The sequence below is a fragment of the Micromonospora sp. NPDC050200 genome (assembly GCF_040656135.1).
GTDB lineage: Bacteria > Actinomycetota > Actinomycetes > Mycobacteriales > Micromonosporaceae > Micromonospora.
In genome coordinates this window covers 93,724-111,077 of the sequence record NZ_JBFALG010000015.1, presented here as the reverse complement: position 1 = coordinate 111,077, position 17,354 = coordinate 93,724, and the positions used below count along the sequence as shown (strand labels likewise).

15 protein-coding genes and 1 pseudogene are annotated in these 17,354 nt (G+C 73.8%); all 16 read left to right on the top strand.

Features of this window, described 5'->3' with window-relative positions:
- Positions 1–196: 196 nt before the first annotated feature.
- Positions 197–1,129, top strand: a complete 933-nt coding sequence (locus tag AB0I41_RS13145) for an ABC transporter ATP-binding protein (protein WP_357105906.1) — start codon at positions 197–199, stop codon at positions 1,127–1,129.
- A gap of 65 nt (positions 1,130–1,194) precedes the next feature.
- Positions 1,195–1,731 carry a hypothetical protein gene (locus AB0I41_RS13140; protein ID WP_357105903.1) on the top strand — a complete coding sequence of 179 codons (537 nt, stop codon included), beginning with the start codon at positions 1,195–1,197 and terminating at the stop codon, positions 1,729–1,731.
- 128 nt (positions 1,732–1,859) lie between these two features.
- Positions 1,860–2,654 (top strand): ABC transporter permease, encoded by a 795-nt coding sequence (locus tag AB0I41_RS13135; protein WP_357105901.1) that lies wholly within the window; start codon positions 1,860–1,862, stop codon positions 2,652–2,654.
- 9 nt (positions 2,655–2,663) lie between these two features.
- A complete protein-coding gene (locus AB0I41_RS13130; RefSeq protein WP_357105899.1) occupies positions 2,664–3,473 on the top strand; it encodes an ABC transporter permease in 810 nt (269 codons plus the stop codon).
- Positions 3,474–3,537: 64 nt separating this feature from the next.
- Positions 3,538–4,617 carry a YihY/virulence factor BrkB family protein gene (locus AB0I41_RS13125; protein ID WP_357105897.1) on the top strand — a complete coding sequence of 360 codons (1,080 nt, stop codon included), beginning with the start codon at positions 3,538–3,540 and terminating at the stop codon, positions 4,615–4,617.
- Positions 4,618–4,824: 207 nt separating this feature from the next.
- Positions 4,825–6,003, top strand: coding sequence for an ROK family protein (locus tag AB0I41_RS13120; protein ID WP_357105895.1), 1,179 nt, complete (start codon positions 4,825–4,827; stop codon positions 6,001–6,003).
- The gene (locus tag AB0I41_RS13115) at positions 6,000–7,580 is read left to right on the top strand and encodes a sugar ABC transporter ATP-binding protein (protein ID WP_357105892.1); all 1,581 of its coding nucleotides are present in this window, start codon (positions 6,000–6,002) and stop codon (positions 7,578–7,580) included. Before AB0I41_RS13120 ends, AB0I41_RS13115 begins: the two co-directional genes overlap by 4 nt.
- A gap of 112 nt (positions 7,581–7,692) precedes the next feature.
- Positions 7,693–8,808 carry an ABC transporter permease gene (locus AB0I41_RS13110; protein WP_357105890.1) on the top strand — a complete coding sequence of 372 codons (1,116 nt, stop codon included), beginning with the start codon at positions 7,693–7,695 and terminating at the stop codon, positions 8,806–8,808.
- Positions 8,809–8,930: 122 nt separating this feature from the next.
- Positions 8,931–9,983: a substrate-binding domain-containing protein gene (locus AB0I41_RS13105; RefSeq protein ID WP_357105887.1), complete on the top strand. Its 1,053-nt coding sequence runs from the start codon at positions 8,931–8,933 to the stop codon at positions 9,981–9,983.
- 20 nt (positions 9,984–10,003) lie between these two features.
- The gene (locus tag AB0I41_RS13100) at positions 10,004–11,212 is read left to right on the top strand and encodes a Gfo/Idh/MocA family oxidoreductase (protein WP_357105885.1); all 1,209 of its coding nucleotides are present in this window, start codon (positions 10,004–10,006) and stop codon (positions 11,210–11,212) included.
- Between the two features lie 508 nt (positions 11,213–11,720).
- Positions 11,721–12,869 (top strand): inositol-3-phosphate synthase, encoded by a 1,149-nt coding sequence (locus AB0I41_RS13095; protein WP_357105883.1) that lies wholly within the window; start codon positions 11,721–11,723, stop codon positions 12,867–12,869.
- A 21-nt stretch (positions 12,870–12,890) separates the two neighbouring features.
- Positions 12,891–13,583: pseudogene (locus AB0I41_RS13090) on the top strand (SCO3242 family prenyltransferase); the annotation flags it as partial.
- Between the two features lie 166 nt (positions 13,584–13,749).
- Positions 13,750–14,592 carry a sugar phosphate isomerase/epimerase family protein gene (locus AB0I41_RS13085; protein WP_357105950.1) on the top strand — a complete coding sequence of 281 codons (843 nt, stop codon included), beginning with the start codon at positions 13,750–13,752 and terminating at the stop codon, positions 14,590–14,592.
- Positions 14,593–14,627: 35 nt separating this feature from the next.
- A complete protein-coding gene (locus AB0I41_RS13080) occupies positions 14,628–15,227 on the top strand; it encodes an EboA domain-containing protein (RefSeq protein WP_357105880.1) in 600 nt (199 codons plus the stop codon).
- The gene (locus AB0I41_RS13075) at positions 15,228–16,082 is read left to right on the top strand and encodes a TatD family hydrolase (protein ID WP_357105877.1); all 855 of its coding nucleotides are present in this window, start codon (positions 15,228–15,230) and stop codon (positions 16,080–16,082) included.
- A complete protein-coding gene (gene eboE / locus AB0I41_RS13070) occupies positions 16,082–17,290 on the top strand; it encodes a metabolite traffic protein EboE (RefSeq protein WP_357105875.1) in 1,209 nt (402 codons plus the stop codon). Before AB0I41_RS13075 ends, eboE begins: the two co-directional genes overlap by 1 nt.
- Positions 17,291–17,354: the final 64 nt, after the last annotated feature.

The window sequence follows — 17,354 nt, the reverse complement described above, 5'->3', positions numbered from 1 at the left end:
TCGGGGCCCGTTCGACAGCAATCTGTCCAATATGGGGGGCATCGCCCCTCCGGTCGCCCTGCGGGCCGCCGAGGGGGAGGGGTACTTACCGGTGACCGTCCGTAGTGTCAACTACTCTCCGTCGCGCAATCCGCGCCCCTTGTGTCCGGTACGGAAATCCGTCGAGGCTGTCGGAGGCCGCCGGTAGGGTCGGCCGGTGACCACTGCTCAACCACTCATCCAGGCGCGGGGGCTGGTGAAGCGGTTCGGCGACTTCACCGCCGTCGACGGCATCGACGTCGAGGTGCGCCCCGGCGAGGCGTTCGGCTTCCTCGGGCCCAACGGCGCCGGCAAGTCCTCCACCATGCGCATGATCGGCTGCATCTCCCCGCCGGGTGGGGGTGAGCTGCGCATCCTCGGCATGGACCCGGTGCGCGACGGCCCCGCGATCCGGGCGCGGCTCGGCGTCTGCCCCCAGCTCGACAATCTCGACCCCGAGCTGACCGTCCGGGAAAACCTCACCACCTACGCCCGCTACTTCGGCGTCCCGCGCGCGGTGGCCCGGGCGCGCGCCGCCGAGCTGCTCGACTTCGTGCAGCTCACCGAGCGGGCCGACAGCAAGGTCGAGCCGCTCTCCGGGGGCATGAAGCGCCGGCTGACCATCGCCCGCGCGCTGGTCAACGAGCCGGAGATCGTGTTGCTCGACGAGCCGACCACCGGGCTCGACCCGCAGGCCCGGCACCTGGTCTGGGAGCGGCTGTTCCGGCTCAAGCAGCAGGGCGTGACCCTGGTGCTGACCACCCACTACATGGACGAGGCCGAGCAGCTCTGCGACCGCCTGGTGGTGATGGACGGCGGGCGGATCGTCGCCGAGGGCTCGCCCCGGGCGCTGATCGAGCGGCACTCCACCCGGGAGGTGGTGGAGCTGCGCTTCGCGGCCGATTCGCAGGAGGCGTTCGCGGGCAAGCTCGACGGGCTGGGGGAGCGGGTCGAGGTGCTGCCCGACCGGATCCTGCTCTACGTGACCGACGGGGACGCCGCCGTCGGCCAGGTGGAGGCGCGCGGGTTGACGCCGGCCGGCGTCCTGGTCCGGCGCAGCAGCCTGGAGGACGTCTTCCTGCACCTCACCGGCCGTACCCTGGTCGACTGACGGCCGTGGGCGGGGCGGCGCCCGGCCGCTGCACGACATCGGCGGTCGACGGGGAGGAGCCCACCATGGATGCGCGATGGAGACGGCAGGCGGGGCTGACCGCGCTCTACCTGGGCGTGTTCGCGACGATCTGGTTCAGCGTGCCGGCGACGGACCCGCCGCTGCGCACCGCGCTGGTGGTGGGCAGCGGCCTGGCGTTGCTGACCGCGCTGTTCGGCGCGGTCGTCGTGGTCAAGGCCCGGCGCGCGGCGGCCGTCATTCCCGGGAACCGGGCGGCCGACCGCCGGTACGGGGTCATCGTCGTCGTCGAGTTCTCCCTGGCCGCGCTCGGCGCCCTCGTCCTGGCCGGACTCGGGTGGTCCGAGTTCGTCCCGGTCCTGGTCTGCGCGGTGGTCGGCCTCCACTTCGTGCCGCTGGCCCCGGTGCTGCGCGACCGGCTGCTGGTGCCGCTCGGTGTCGCGCTGTGCCTGGTCGCGCTGGCCGGGCTGGTCGTCGCGCTCGCTTCGTCGGTCCAGGCCGGCCTGGTCGTCGGCACCGGTGCCGGGCTGCTGTTCTGGGGCTACGCCGCGCTCGCGCTGCTCCGGACGGCCCGCCCCGCCTGACCGGCCCTCGTGCCCGGGTCGCGTAAACGGCGCGACACCAGGGTCGGCCGGCCGTAGGGTTGCCGCGGCCTGTCGTACCCCGGGAGTAGGAAGGCCGTGGCGGAGACGGCGGGTGACGGGAGGTCCGGGTGAGCGTGGCGCAAGGGTCCCGGCCGGCGTTGCCCAGGGTGCCGGCGCTGGCGGTGCTGGCGCACTACCTGACCGGCTACCGCCGCACCTGGCGGGCCGGGGTCTTCTCGTCCTTCCTGCTGCCGACGCTGACCGTGGCCGGCTTCGGCCTCGGCGTGGGGGCGTACGTCGACCAGGGCGTCGGCGGGGTGCGCTACCTCGACTGGATCGTGCCCGGGCTGCTGGCCTCGACCGCGCTCCAGGTGGCGATCGGCGAGTCGACGTGGCCGGTGTTCAGCAACTTCCAGTGGATCAAGACCTACTCGGCGCAGACCGCGGCTCCGCTGCGGATCCCCGACATCCTCGCCGGTCACCTGGCCTTCGTGCTGTTCCGGGTGCTCACCGCCAGCGCCGCGTTCCTGCTGGTGACGGCGCTGTTCGGGGCACTGCGGTCGGGCTGGGCGGTGGCCACCCTGCCGGTGGTGGCGCTGCTCGGCCTGGCGGTCGCCGCGCCGACCTTCGCCTACGCGGCCGCGGTGGACAGCGACAGCTGGTTGGCGATGCTGTTCCGCTTCGCGGTCATCCCGATGACGCTCTTCGCCGGGATCTTCTTCCCGGTCGAGTCGCTGCCCGGCGTGCTGCCCTGGCTGGCGTACGCGACGCCGCTCTGGCACGCCGTCGACCTGTGCCGGGCGGCGACGCTCGGCGTGGCTCCGCAGTGGTCGGTCGCCGGCCACCTGCTCTATCTCGCGGCCTGGGCGCTGGGCGGCTGGCTGCTGGCCGCCCGGCTCTTCCGCCGCCGGCTCGTGGTCTAGGAGGCTCGCGTGGTCACCCTCGTCCTGCCCCGGCTGCTCGACGTCTCCGGCGCGTCGCGCCGGTCGGCCTCGGTGGTCGAGCGCAACGTGGCGGCGCTCAGGTCGGTCTACTGGCTGCTGCTGCTCTCCGGGTTCGTCGAGCCGGTGCTCTACCTCTTCTCCATCGGGGTCGGGGTGGGCCGGCTGATCGACGGGTTCACCCTGCCGAGCGGCCGGACGGTGGAGTACGCCGCGTTCGTCGCCCCGGCGATGCTCGCCGCCTCGGCGATGACCGGGGCGCTCGCCGAGACCACGTTCAACTTCTTCGGCAAGATGAAGTACCTCAAGCTCTACGACGGGATCATCGCCACCCCCGTCCGGCCCTTCGAGATCGCGCTCGGGGAGCTGGGGTGGGCGATGGTGCGCGGCTCGGCCTACTCGGCGGCCTTCCTCGCGGTGATGGTGGCGATGGGCCTGACCTCCGTCGGGCGCGCCGTGCTGGCGTTTCCGGCGGCGGTGCTGATCGGCTTCACCTTCGGCGCGGTCGGCATGGCGCTGGCCACCTTCATGCGCAGCTGGCAGGACTTCGACCTGATGGGCTCGGCGCAGTTCACCCTCTTCCTCTTCTCGGGCACCTTCGTGCCGGCCGAGGACTATCCGGCGCTGCTGCGGGCGGTGGTGGAGGTGACCCCGCTCTACCGCTCGGTGCACCTGGTCCGCGACATCTGTGTCGGCGGGTCCGGTTGGCTGTGGCTGCTGGACGTGCTCTACCTGCTGGCGCTGACCGGGCTCGGGCTGGCCGTGGCGTCCCGGCGGATGGTGGGCCTGCTGTACAGGTGAGGGGTTAACGGTCGGCCTTCCCGGGGCATGTCGAGGGGGCATCCGCCGACCGCGAGGAGGGGCGATGGCCTCCGACGACACGTCCGCGCGGGCCGGGCGCGACCGCGACGACCAGGGCACCCCGGCCCGGCCCCGTACGGGCGAGCCGGGGGGCCACGGCACCCGTGGCCGCCGGCCGGCCGGTCCCGACGAAGGGCCGGGCAGCCCGAGGGAGCTGCCCGGTTCCGGCTGGAAGGCGGCCCTGAAGCGGACCGTCAAGGAGTTCCAGGACGACAGCCTCACCGACTGGGCCGCCGCGCTGACCTACTACGGGGTGCTCTCCATCTTCCCCGGGCTGCTGGTGCTGATCTCCCTGCTCGGTCTGCTCGGTGACCGGGCCACCAAGGGGGTCAGGGACACCGTCCACCAGGCGGTGCCGGAGGAGAACATCCGGCGGATCATCGAGGGGGCCATCGAGCAGGCGGGAGCGTCGGGCGGGCTGGCCGGCATCGCCGCGATCATCGGTCTGCTCGGGGCCTTCTGGTCCGCCTCCGGCTACATCGCCGCCTTCATGCGCGCCTCGAACACCATCTACGACGTGCCGGAGGGGCGGCCGATCTGGAAGACTTTGCCGATCCGGCTCGGGGTGACCGCCGTGATCGGTGTGATGCTGCTGGCCAGCGCGGTTATCGTGGTCTTCACCGGCGGTCTCGCCGAGCAGGTCGGCAGCGCGATCGGGCTGGGCTCGACCGCGGTGACGGTGTGGAACATCGCCAAGTGGCCGGTGCTGCTGCTCCTGGTCAGCCTGATGTTCGCGATCCTCTACTGGGCCTCGCCGAACGCCCGGCACGGCGGTTTCCGCTGGGTGAGCCCGGGCGGCGTGCTGGCCGTGGTGATCTGGCTGGTGATCTCCGGCCTCTTCGCCCTCTACGTCAGCAACTTCGCGTCCTACAACAAGACCTACGGCGCGCTGGCCGGCGTGATCATCTTCCTGGTATGGCTCTGGCTGAGCAACATCGCCATCCTGCTGGGCGCCGAGTTCGACGCGGAGCTGGAGCGCGGCCGGGCCATCTCGGCCGGCCACTCCCCAGAAAAGGAGCCCTACGTCGAGCTGCGCGACGACCGCAAGCTCAAGAAGAAGCGCAACGCCGCCGGGGAGCGATAGTCCCCGACGAGGGCACGAGACCGACCCCGCCGCGCCCGCGCGGCGGGGTCGGTCTTTTCTTGATCCACTTCTATCTTTTGTCACGCAGGACAAAAGTTTGCGGCAGATCGACCGAAGCTATGGACAGGAGCCACGGAAGCCTCCTACTGTGTCGGACACGACACATCGACGTCCCATCGATGTGAACCCGACGCGGAGGTGGATCCCGTGCGGACGGAAGACCCCCTGCACGTACGGCTGTTGCGGCTGCTCCGCGATGCGGGACCGGCGTCCCGGGCCGAGCTGGGCGACCGCCTCCAGATGCCCCGGCCCCGGCTGCTGGCCGAGCTGGAGCGGCTGGTCGGGCTCGGCCTGGTGGCCGAGGCGGGGCTGGCCGCGTCCCGGGGCGGGCGCCGGTCCACCCTGGTCGAGCTGGACCCCCGGCTGCGCTTCGCCGCCGTCGACCTCGGCGCCAGCTCGATCGACGTGGAGGTGGTCAACGGCCGGCTGGAGCCGGTCGCCGCGTACGCCGAGCCGGCCGACATCCGCTCCGGCCCGAAGGTGATCCTGCAGCGGGTCAACGAGCTGCTGCACAAGGCCCGGGTCGACGGGGCGTACGAGAAGCTGGACGGCGTCGGCGTCGGAGTCCCCGGGCCGGTGAGCTTCCGCGACGGGGTGCCCGTCTCGCCGCCCATCATGCCCGGCTGGGACCGGTTCCCGGTGCGTGAGCTGCTCACCCGGGAGCACGGCTGCCCGGCGGTGGTCGACAACGACGTCAACATCATGGCCATCGGGGAACGGCACGGCGGGGTCGCCCACTCGATCGACGACTTCCTGTTCGTCAAGATCGGCACCGGAATCGGCTGCGGGATCTACCTGAGCGGCGAGGTCTACCGGGGCACCGACGGCTGCGCCGGCGACATCGGCCACATCCAGGTCGACGCGCACGGCGCGATCTGCTCCTGCGGGAACGTCGGCTGCCTGGAGGCGGTCTTCAGCGGGGCGGCCCTGGGCCGCGAGGCTGTCGCCGCCGCCCGGGCCGGCACCTCCCCGGCGCTCGCCGAACGGCTCGCGGCCCGGGGCGAGGTCACCGCCCGCGACGTCGCCGAGGGGGCGGTCGAGGGGGACGTCGCCTGCATCCAGCTGATCCGCGACGGCGGCCGGCGGGTCGGCCAGGTGTTGGCCGGACTGGTCAGCTTCACCAACCCCTCGATGATCGTGATCGGCGGCGGCCTGGCCCAGCTCGGCCACATCCTGCTCGCCGAGATCCGCAGCGTGGTCTACCGCCGGTCGCTGCCGCTGGCAACCGGCAACCTGCCGGTCGTCCTGTCCGAGCTGGGTCCGCGCGCCGGGGTCGCCGGGGCCGCGGTGCTGGCCAGCGACGTCACCTTCGGGGAGGCATCATGACCGGGACGGCCACCGGCGGGACGGCCCCGCTGGTCACCCCGCCCGCCGACACCGTCGCGGGCGAGGTGGTCCTGCGCCTCACCGACGTGGTGAAGACCTTCCCCGGCGTACGGGCGCTGGACGGGGTGCAGCTGGAGGTGCGGGCCGGCGAGGTGCACTGCCTGCTCGGGCAGAACGGCGCCGGCAAGTCCACCCTGATCAAGGTGCTCGCCGGGGTGCACCGACCGGACTCGGGGCACGTCGAGTGGCGCGGCCAGCCCGCCGCCTTCGCCGACCCGCAGGCCGCCATGCGCGCCGGGATCGCCACCATCTACCAGGAACTCGACCTGGTCGAGGACCTCTCGGTGGCGGAGAACGCCTTCCTCGGCCACGAGCCGCGCCGGCTCGGTTTCGTCCGGCGCGGGCAGATGGCCCGCCGGACCCGGGAGATCCTGGCCCGGCTCGGCCACGGCGAGATCCCGCCCGGCCGGATGGTCCGTGCCCTGCCGGCCGCCGGCAAGCAGGTGGTCAGCATGGCCCGGGCGCTCTCCCACGAGGCGCGACTGATCATCATGGACGAACCGAGCGCGGTGCTGGCCCACGACGAGGTGGGCAACCTGTTCCGGATCATCCGGGAGCTCACCGCGCAGGGCATCGCGGTCATCTACATCTCGCACCGGATGGAGGAGATCCGCGAGATCGGCGACCGGGTCACCGTACTCAAGGACGGCCGGACCACCGCGGCGAACCTGCCGGCCCGCGGCACCCCGACCCGTGACCTGGTCGCGAAGATGACCGGCCGCACCATCGAGTACGTCTTCCCGGACCGGCCGGCCGGGACCGGCGCCGGCGCGGAGCTGCTGCGGGTCGACGGGCTCGGCCGTGCCGGCGAGTTCGCCGACGTCTCCCTCACCGTGCGGGCCGGCGAGATCGTCGGCATCGCCGGCCTGGTCGGCTCCGGCCGTTCCGAGCTGCTGGAGACCATCTTCGGCGCCCGCCGCGCGGACACCGGCACCGTCCGCGTGGACGGCCGACCACTGCGCCCGGGCAGCGTCGGCGCGGCGGTGCGGGCCGGCATGGGGATGGCGCCCGAGGAGCGCAAGAGCCAGGCGCTGCTGCTGGGCGAGCCGATCCACCGCAACGTCACCCTCGCCACCTTCAGCCGGTACGCCCGCTTCGGGTTCACCGACGCGGGGCGGGAGCGCGGCGAGGCGGAACGGATCGCCGACCGCCTCCAGTTGCGCCCCCGGGACGTGCGCCGGCCGGTACGCACCCTCTCCGGCGGCAACCAGCAGAAGGTGGTGGTCGGGCGCTGGCTGCTCGGCGACACCCGGCTGCTGCTGCTCGACGAACCCACCCGCGGGGTGGACGTCGGCGCCCGGGCCGAGCTCTACCGGGTGATCCGCGACCTGGCCGCGCGGGGCGTCGGGGTGCTGCTGGTCTCCAGCGAGGTGCCCGAGGTGCTCGGCCTGGCCGACCGGGTGCTGGTCATGCGCGAGGGCCGGATGGTGCGCGAGGCGCCGGCCGGCGAACTGGACGAGAACACCGTGCTCGACCTCGTCATGGCGGGGTCCCTGATGGAAGGCACGCCGGCGTGAACGAGCGCAGTGAGCGGAGGAGGCGACGGCCAATGAGCGAGCGGAGTGAGCGAATCGGTCAGCTCAGGGCGGCCGAGCCTCGTGCCGCCGCCGAGCGGAGCGAGGTGACGGCATGAGCGAGGCGACCGCGACGCCGGAGAGCCGGGCGGAGCCGCCGGCGCAGTCCCCGCCGGTCGACCCGGCCGGGACGGCGGCGGCCAGCGGGGAGACCGCCGGGCCGGGCCGGCTGTCCTGGTGGCACGGGGACGGCGGCGAGGGTGCCCGGCGCAACCTCGGCCTGATCGCGGTGCTGGTGGTGCTGGTCGTCATCGGCGCCGCGACCCGCTCCGACCTCTACTCCGACCCGGACTGGGTGTGGAACAACACCCTGACCATCCTCAAGCTGGCCTCGGTGGTCGGCGTGGTGACCGTCGGGATGACCTTCGTGATCATCGGCGGTGGCATCGACCTCTCGGTCGGCGCGATCGTCGCGCTGGCCGGGGTCTGGTGCACCACGGTCGCCACCCAGAGCTACGGCGCCGGCGGCATGATCTTCAGCGCGCTGACCGTGGGCGTGGCGGTCGGGCTGGTCAACGGCCTGCTCGTCTCGTACGGGCGGCTGGTGCCGTTCATCGCCACGCTGGCGATGATGGTCGCCGCCCGCGGCCTGGCCGCCGAGATCTCCGACAAGCAGACCCAGGTCTCTAACAACATCTTCATCAACGACATCGCCAGCACCCAGGTACTCGGCATCCCGTTGCTGGTCTACATCCTGGCCGCCGTGGTGGCCGCGGGCTGGGTGCTGCTCAACCGGACCACCTTCGGCCGGCGTACGGTCGCCGTCGGCGGCAACCCGGAGGCGGCCCGGCTGGCCGGCATCAACGTCCGCCGGCACACCGTGCTGCTCTACGCGCTCTCCGGCCTCTGCTGCGGGATCGCCGCGATCATGCTGACCGCGCAGGCCAACTCCGCCCAGGCCGCCATGGCCAACCTGTACGAGCTGGACGCGATCGCCGCCGCCATCATCGGCGGGACGCTGCTCAGCGGTGGCCGGGGCACCATCGTCGGCTCCCTGCTCGGGGTGCTGATCTTCTCCACCATCACCAACCTCTTCGCCATCAACGGCCTCTCGACCGAGGCCCAGAACATGGTCAAGGGCGGCATCATCGTCGGCGCCGTCCTCGTCCAGCAGGTGCAGTTCCGCAGCCTCACCCAGTTCCTCAGCCGCAACCGGGCCACCACCGTCTGACCGCCCGCGGCGACGCGCCGCCCTCCCCACGACCCACCGCATCTCGGCGGCCACCTTCCGACGGTGGCCGGGATCCGCACACCCTTTTTCTCGCCCCACCACCGTCACTCTTGGAGGTCGTCATGACCCAGCACAGTCGGGACCTGTCCCGCCGCCGGTTGCTGTTCGGCGGGGCCGCCGTCGGCGCCGGCGTGCTCCTCTCCGGCTGCACCAGCAACGAGTCCGAGCCCACCGCCGCGCAGACCAAGGCGGCCGCGGCCGGCGGCAACGCCGAGCCGGGCAAGAAGGTGACCATCGGCTTCTCCGCCCCGGCCGCCGACCACGGCTGGATCGCCGCCATCACCAACAACGCCAAGGCACAGGCCCAGGCGTACTCCGACGTGGAGTTCAAGTCGGTCGAGGCCGGCGCGGACGCGGCGGCCCAGCGGGCGGCGCTGTCAACGCTGATCTCGCAGAAGCCCGACGTGATCGTGCTGCTGCCGCACGACGGCAAGGAGCTCAACGCCTTCGGCCTGGAGGCGATGAAGGCCGGCATCCCCGTGGTCAACCTGGACCGGGCCTTCCCCGACGCGCGCGCCTACCGGCTGCAGATCAAGGGCGACAACTACGGCATGGGGGTGGCCGCGGCCACCTACATCGTCGCGCAGCTCAAGGCCAAGGGCGTGAGCAACCCGGTCATCGGCGAGATCCCCGGCATCGACTCGCTGGAGCTGACCCAGGAACGCTCCAAGGGCTTCGCCGACACCCTCGCCGCGAACGGGCTGAGGGTGGCCAACCGGCGTCCGGCGGAGTTCACCGCCGACTCCGGCCAGCAGGCCGCCACCGGCCTCTTCCAGGCGCTGCCGAAGATCGACGCGCTCTGGAACCACGACGACGACCAGGGCATCGGTGTCCTCGCGGCGGTCAACCAGGCCAACCGCAAGGAGTTCTTCATGGTCGGCGGCGCCGGCTCGAAAAAGGCGATGGAGGACATCCAGGCCGACAACTCGGTGCTCAAGGCCACCGTCACCTACAGCCCGTCGATGGCCTCCTCGGCCATCTCCCTGGCTCGCCTGATCGGCCAGGGCAAGGGCATGTCCGACCTGGTGGAACTCCAGGTGCCCAAGGAGATCGTGCTCGCCTCCGAGACGATCACCAAGGAGAACGCGGGCGACTACCTCAAGCTCGGGTTCTGATACACGGGGGGAGACCCACCTTGTCCACACAGCACAGCGAACTGCGGGTCGGCATGGTCGGCTACGAGTTCATGGGCGCCGCGCACTCACAGGCGTGGCGCACCGTGAACCGGGTGTTCGAGCTGCCGGCGCGGGTCCGGATGGCGACGATCTGCGGCCGGGACGCCGGGAAGGTCGCCAGCGCGGCCGACCGGCTCGGCTGGGACGCGTACACCACCGACTGGCGGGACCTGGTCGCGTCGGACGACATCGACGTGGTCGACATCTGCACACCGGGAGACAGCCACGCCCAGATCGCGCTCGCCGCGCTCGCCGCCGGCAAGCACGTCATCTGCGAGAAGCCGCTGGCCAACACGGTGGCCGAGGCCCGGGAGATGACCGCCGTCGCGGCCACCGCCCGGGCGGCGGGGGTACGGTCCATGTGCGGGTTCAACTACCGCCGGGTGCCCGCGGTCGCCCTGATGCGGCAGTTCGTCGCCGAGGGCCGGCTCGGAGTGCTGCGGCACGTGCGGGCGGCGTACCTCCAGGACTGGATCGTCGACCCGCAGTTCCCGCTGGTGTGGCGGTTGCAGAGGGACAGGGCGGGCTCCGGCGCGCTCGGTGACATCGGCGCGCACATCATCGACCTGACCCAGTACGTCACGGGCCAGCGGATCACCGGGGTCAGCGCGGTGACCGAGACGTTCGTCAGGGAACGGCCGTTGCCGGGCGGGTCGAGCGGCCTGGCCGCGCAGGCCGACGGCGACGGCCGGGCGACCGGCACGGTCACCGTCGACGACGCGGCGGTCTTCGTCGCCCGCCTGGACGACGGGGCGCTGGCCACGTACGAGGCGAGCCGGTTCGCCACCGGCCGCAAGAACGCCCTCCGGGTGGAGATCAACGGCTCCCTCGGGACCGTCGCCTTCGACCTGGAACGCCTCAACGAGCTGGAGTTCTACGACGCCAGCCGGCCCACGGTCGAGCAGGGCTTCAGCCGCATCCTGGTGACCGAGGGCGAGCATCCGTACCTGTCGGCCTGGTGGCCGCCGGGGCACATCATCGGATACGAGCACTCCTTCACCCACCAGATGCGCGACTTCGTCGAGGCGGTCGCGACCGGCGTCGATCCGACGCCCTCCTTCACCGACGCGTTGCAGGTCCAGCTCGTGCTGGACGCGGTGACCCGGTCGGCGGAGCTGGGCTCCCGGTGGACGGAGGTGGAGCCCGCGCTTACCGCGCTTGCCGTCTGACCAGGCCACCTCCGGCCGCCGATCGGCGAGGACCCGGCCGCGGTTGCGCCCCGCGGTCGGGACGGGATCGGCACCGGAGGGCGTGCGGCCCGGCCACCACGGCCGGTGGCGCACGCGTACGACGGTCGTCCGGTGCGGCCGGACCGGGATTCCCCGGCCGCACCGGAGGACCGCCACCACCGTCCCGGCGGCCCGGGGATGCCCGGCCGTCACCGGCCCGGGTCCGGGCCGCCACCACGAGACGTCCGGTCGCGGGGCGCGCCGCCGCCCGTCGGTCGGATACGGGGGAGGCAGGGCCGAGACGCCGACGGCCCTGCCTGCCAGCCCCGTCCGCACGCCGTGCGGGGGTACCGGGCTCGTCGTCGCGCCGCCGACGTCGTCGCCGCAGCCCGGTGCCGCCCCGGACGTCCGGGCGGACGGGGCCCCCGGCGGAACGTATCTTTCCGGCGAAACATTTGATATTGATATAAGTAGATGCTAGGCGGTTCCTCCGGACGGAAGGAGCACCATGCGTACGGGTGTCTGGCTGGTGGGGGCGCGCGGTTCGGTCGCGACCACCGGCATCATCGGCGGTCTCGCCCTGCGGGCCGGGCTCACCGCACCGACCGGCTGCGTCACCGAGCTGCCCGCACTGCGCGGCCCGGCCCTGCCCGGCTTCGCCGACCTGGTCTTCGGCGGCCACGACCTGGCCACCACCCCGCTGACCAAACGGGCCGAGACGCTGGCCGCCGCCGGGGTGCTGCCCGGGCGGCTGGCCGCCGCGGTCGCCGGGGACCTGGCCGCCGTGGAGGAGGACCTGCGCCCCGCCCCCACCGGCGGCAGCCAGGCGGACCGGGCCGCCACGATCGTCGCCGACCTCACCGCGTTCCGCCGGCGGCACCGGCTGGACCGGGTGGTGGTGGTCTACGTCGCGGCCACCGAGCCGGCCGCCCGCCCGCACCCCGGGCACGCCGATCCGGCCGCCCTGCGCGCCGCGCTCGCCGGGCCCGACGAGGTGCTGCCGCCCAGCTCGCTCTACGCGTACGCGGCCGTCGAGGCGGGCTGCCCGTACGTCGACTTCACGCCGTCCACCGGGCTGCGGCTGCCGGCGCTGGCCGAGCTGGCCGTCGCGCGTGGCCTGCCGTACGCCGGGCACGACGGCAAGACCGGCGAAACCCTGGTCAAGTCGGTGCTCGCGCCGATGTTCGCGATGCGCCACCTGGCCGTGCGCTCCTGGTCCGGGGTCAACCTGCTCGGCGGCGGCGACGGCGCCACCCTCGCCGACCCGGCCGCCAACGCCGCGAAGGTGGACAGCAAGCAGCGGGTCCTCGGCGAGACCCTCGGCTACCAGCCGCAGGGCGGCACCCGGATCGAGTACGTCGAGGAGCTGGGCGACTTCAAGACCGCCTGGGATCTGATCACCTTCGCGGGGTTCCTCGGCACCGGCATGCGGATGGAGTTCACCTGGCACGGCTGCGACTCCGCGCTCGCCGCGCCGCTCGTGCTTGACCTGGCCCGGCTGACCGCCGCCGCGCACGCCGCCGGCCGGGTCGGCCCCCTGACCGAGCTGGCGTTCTTCTTCAAGGACCCGCTCGGCTCGCCCACCCACTCGCTCGGCGAGCAGTGGCAGCGGCTGGTCGAGTTCACCGGGCGGCTGCACGCCGGGGATGCCGCGTGAGCGAGCGAACCGTTCGGTTCAGTGCGTGGAAGCCTCGCGTCGACGCCGACCGAAGGGAGGTGTCGGCGTGAGCGAGCGGAGCGAGCGAACCGTTCGGTTCAGTGCGTGGAAGCCTCGCGCCGACGCCGACCGAAGGGAGGTGTCGGCGTGAGCGACCTTGCCGCCCTCGTCGAGCTGGTCCGGGCGCCGGCCGCGCTCTCCGTACCGGGGGACGTGGTCGCCGGCGCCGCCGCGGCCGGGGCGCTCGGCCCGCGTACCGCCGGCCTGGCCGGCGCGTCGGTGCTGCTGTACTGGGCCGGGATGGCCGCCAACGACTGGGCCGACCGCCGCCTGGACGCCGTCGAACGCCCCGAGCGGCCGATTCCCAGCGGCCGGGTCACGCCCGGTGCCGCGGTCGGTCTCGCCGCCGGCCTCACCGCCGCCGGGCTGGGCCTGGCCGCCGTCGCGGGCGGCCGGCGGGCCGCCGCCGTCGCGGTCCCGCTCGCCGCGACGATCTGGGGGTACGACCTGGTGGCGAAGAACACCGCCGCCGGCCCGGCCGTGATGGCCGCCTGCCGGGGGCTGGACGTGCTGCTCGGCGCGACCGGCGGGCGGGCGGCCCGGGCGCTGCCGGCGGCGCTCACCGTCGCCGCGCACACCTGGACGGTCACCGCGCTCTCCCGCCGCGAGGTGGCCGGCGCGGACAGCGCGCTGCCGTTGCGCACTCTCGCCGGCACCGCCCTGGTCGCGGTCGCCGCCGCCCGCCGGTCCCCGGCCCCCGCCACCCGCCAATCCACGGCCCCCGCCGCCGCGCCCGGCCGCCGATCCGGTCGCCCGGGAGCACCGGGCGGGCGGCGGGCCGCGGTTCGGCTACGGGACCAACGGCTTCGCCAACCACCGGCTGGACGACGCCCTCGCGGTCCTCGCCGAGCTGGGCTACCAGGGCGTCGCGCTGACCCTCGACCACGACCACCTCGACCCGTTCACGCCCGGGCTGGCCCGCCGGGTCGACGAGGTGGCCCGCCGGCTGGACGCGCTCGGCCTCGCCGTGGTCGTCGAGACTGGCGCCCGGTACCTGCTCGACCCGTGGCACAAGCACGCGCCGACGCTGCTGCACGACGAGCCGGCCCGACGCATCGACTTCCTGACCCGGGCGGTCCGGATCGGCGCCGACCTCGGTGCCGAGGCGGTCTCCTGCTGGGCCGGCGTACGCCCCGACGCCGTACCGCCGGCGGTCGCCTGGGACCGGCTGGTCGCCGGCTGCGCGACGGTGCTCGACGCCGCCGACCGGGCCGGGGTGACCCTCGGCTTCGAGCCGGAGCCGGGGATGCTGGTCGAGGACATCGCCGGCTGGTGGCGGCTGCGCCACGCCCTCGGTGACCCGGAGCGGTTCGGCATCACCCTCGACATCGGACACTGCCGCTGCCTGGAGCCCCGCCCGGTGCCGGAGTGCGTCCACGAGGTCGCCGCGCACCTGGTCAACGTGCAGATCGACGACATGCGCCGGGGCGTGCACGAACACCTGGAGTTCGGCACCGGCGAGATCGACTTCCCGCCGGTGCTGCGCGCCCTCGCCGACGCCGGCTACCGGGGACTGGTGGCGGTGGAACTGCCCCGGCACTCGCACGCCGCGCCCACCGTCGCCGCCCGGTCCCTCGACTTCCTGCGCGCCGCCGCCGAGGTGGCCCGGACGACCCCGGCCGCCCCGACCGCCGCCCCGGACTCGATGACCGAGGTGGCCTAGACACCGACCGAGCAGTATCAGGGGAGGAGAGGCGGATGACACCGGATCGACTGCGGGCCGCGCTGGAGGGCGTACCCGATCCCGACTGGCTGGCGGCGGCGCTGCGCCGCGTCGCGGTCGAACCCGCGACGATCACGCGGTTCTTCCCGGCCGCCGGCCGGCGCTGTGGCCGAGGCGAACTGGCCGGCGCGCCCGGCTGGACCGCCGACGAGGCCGCCCGCGCGTTGCTGCTCACCGCGCTGCCCGCCGACCACGCCGCGCACGCCGGGGCGTTGTACCGGGACGGCGACGCGGCGGAGAAGCGGGCGGTGCTCAAGGCGTTGCCGCTGTTGCCTGTCGGGACGGCCGGGGTGCCGTTGTTGCAGGACGCGATCCGCACCAACGACACCCGGCTGGTCGCCGCCGCACTCGGCCCGTACGCCCGGCACCTGGACCCGGCGTCCTGGCGGCAGGCGGTGCTCAAGTGCGTGTTCAGCGGCGTGCCGCTGGCCGCCGTGGCCGACCTGGACCGCCGCGCCGACGGGGAACTGGCCGCGATGCTCGCCGCGCTCGCCGCGGAGCGGCACGCCGCCGGCCGGGAACTGCCCGCCGACGCCACCGATTTGCTCGACCGGCTCACCATCAGGGAGGCGTGAATGCGTATCTTCGACCCGCACATCCACATGACGTCGCGGACCACCGACGACTACGAGCGGATGGCCGCCGCCGGGGTCCGCGCGGTGGTGGAGCCGGCGTTCTGGCTGGGGCAGCCCCGCACCAGCGCCGCCTCCTTCGCCGACTACTTCGACTCGTTGATCGGCTGGGAGCCGTTCCGGGCCGGGCAGTTCGGCGTCCGGCACCACGCCACCGTGGCGCTCAACCCGAAGGAGGCCAACGACCCGCGCTGCCGGCCCGTGCTCGACCTGCTCCCGCGCTACCTGGAGAAGGACGCCGTGGTGGCGGTCGGGGAGATCGGGTACGACTCGATGACCCCGCAGGAGGACGAGGCGTTCGCCGCCCAACTCGCCCTGGCCGTGGCGCACGACCTGCCGGCGCTGGTGCACACCCCGCACCGGGACAAGGCCCGGGGCGTCGAGCGCAGCCTCGCCGTGGTGGCCGAGTCCGGCATCGACCCCGGCCGGGTGGTGGTCGACCACCTCAACGAGGTCACCGTGAAGCTGGTCCGGGACAGCGACTGCTGGCTGGGCTTCTCCATCTACCCGGACACCAAGATGTCCCCGCCGCGGATGGTGGAGCTGCTGCGGGCGTACGGGACCGAACGGGTGCTGGTCAACTCCGCCGCCGACTGGGGGCGCTCGGACCCGCTGCTCACCCGGGCCACCGGCGAGGCGATGCTGCTGGCGGGGTTCAGCGACGACGACGTCGACCGGGTGCTCTGGCGCAACCCGGTGGAGTTCTACGGGCAGTCCGGCCGGCTCGACCTGACCGACCTGGACGGGCCGTCCGCCGGCACCTTCGCCGGCAACTCGATCCTGCGCGGCGGCGACTGATGCGCCTGCGGCACTCCGACGGCAGCACCGTCCACCTCGGCTACTGCACCAATGTGCACCCCGCCGAGGACCTCGCCGGCATCCTCGCCCAACTGGACACCCATGCCGAGCCGGTGCGCGAGGCGCTCGGCGCCGACCTGCTCGGGCTCGGCCTGTGGCTGGCCGCGCCGGTCGCCGCCGAGCTGGCCGCCGATCCGGCCGCCCGCCGCCGGCTGCGGGCCGAGCTGACCCGCCGCGGGCTGGAGGTGGTCACCCTCAACGGCTTCCCGTACGCGGCCTTCCAGGCCCCGGTGGTCAAGGGCGCGGTCTACCGTCCGGACTGGACCACCGACGACCGGCTGCGCTACACCCTCGACCTGGCCCGGGTGCTGGCCGACCTGCTCCCCGACGACGCGGCCCGCGGCTCGGTCTCCACCCTGCCGCTGGCCTGGCGGCATCCCTGGGACGCCGCCCGCGCCGACGCCGCCCGCCGTCGGCTGGACGACCTCGCGGCCGGGCTCGCCGCCGTCGAGCGGGACACCGGCCGCCCGGTGCGGGTCGGCTTCGAACCGGAGCCGGGCTGCGTGGTGGAGCGCACCGGGCAGGCGGTCACGGCGCTGGCCGGCGTGGACACCGACCGGCTCGGCGTCTGCCTGGACCTGGCGCACCTCGCCTGCGCCTGGGAGGAGCCGGCCGAGGCGCTGGCCCGGCTGTCCGCCGCCGGGCTGCCGGTGGTCAAGGTGCAGGTCTCCGCCGCTCTGGAGGCCGCCCACCCGGAGACCTCCACCGACGCGCTGGCGCGCTGGGTGGAGCCCCGCTTCCTGCACCAGACCCGGGCCGCCGCCGGCGCCCACGCCGCCGACCCGGCCGACCCGGCGTACGCCGCCGACGACCTGGACGGCGCGTTGGCCGGGCGGCCGCCGGGGCCGTGGCGGGTGCATTACCACGTGCCGCTGCACGCCCCGCCCGAGGCACCGCTGACCTCGACCCTGCCGGTGCTGCGCGGCGCGTTGGCCGGGCTGTTCGCCGGCCCCGCCGCCGGCTGCGACCACCTCGACGTCGAGACGTACACGTGGGGGGTGCTGCCGGCCGCGCGGCGGCCGCGCACCGATGCCGAGTTGGCCGCGGGGATCGCCGCCGAGCTCGCCTTCACCCGCGACGAGCTGGTCGCGCTCGGCCTGACGCCGGCCGGCCGTCCCGTCCCGACCACCCTGGGGGTACGACCATGAGCGAGCGTCAGCGAGCGAACCATCGACACAGCGCTGGGGTGCCTCGTGCCGGTGCTGAGCGAAG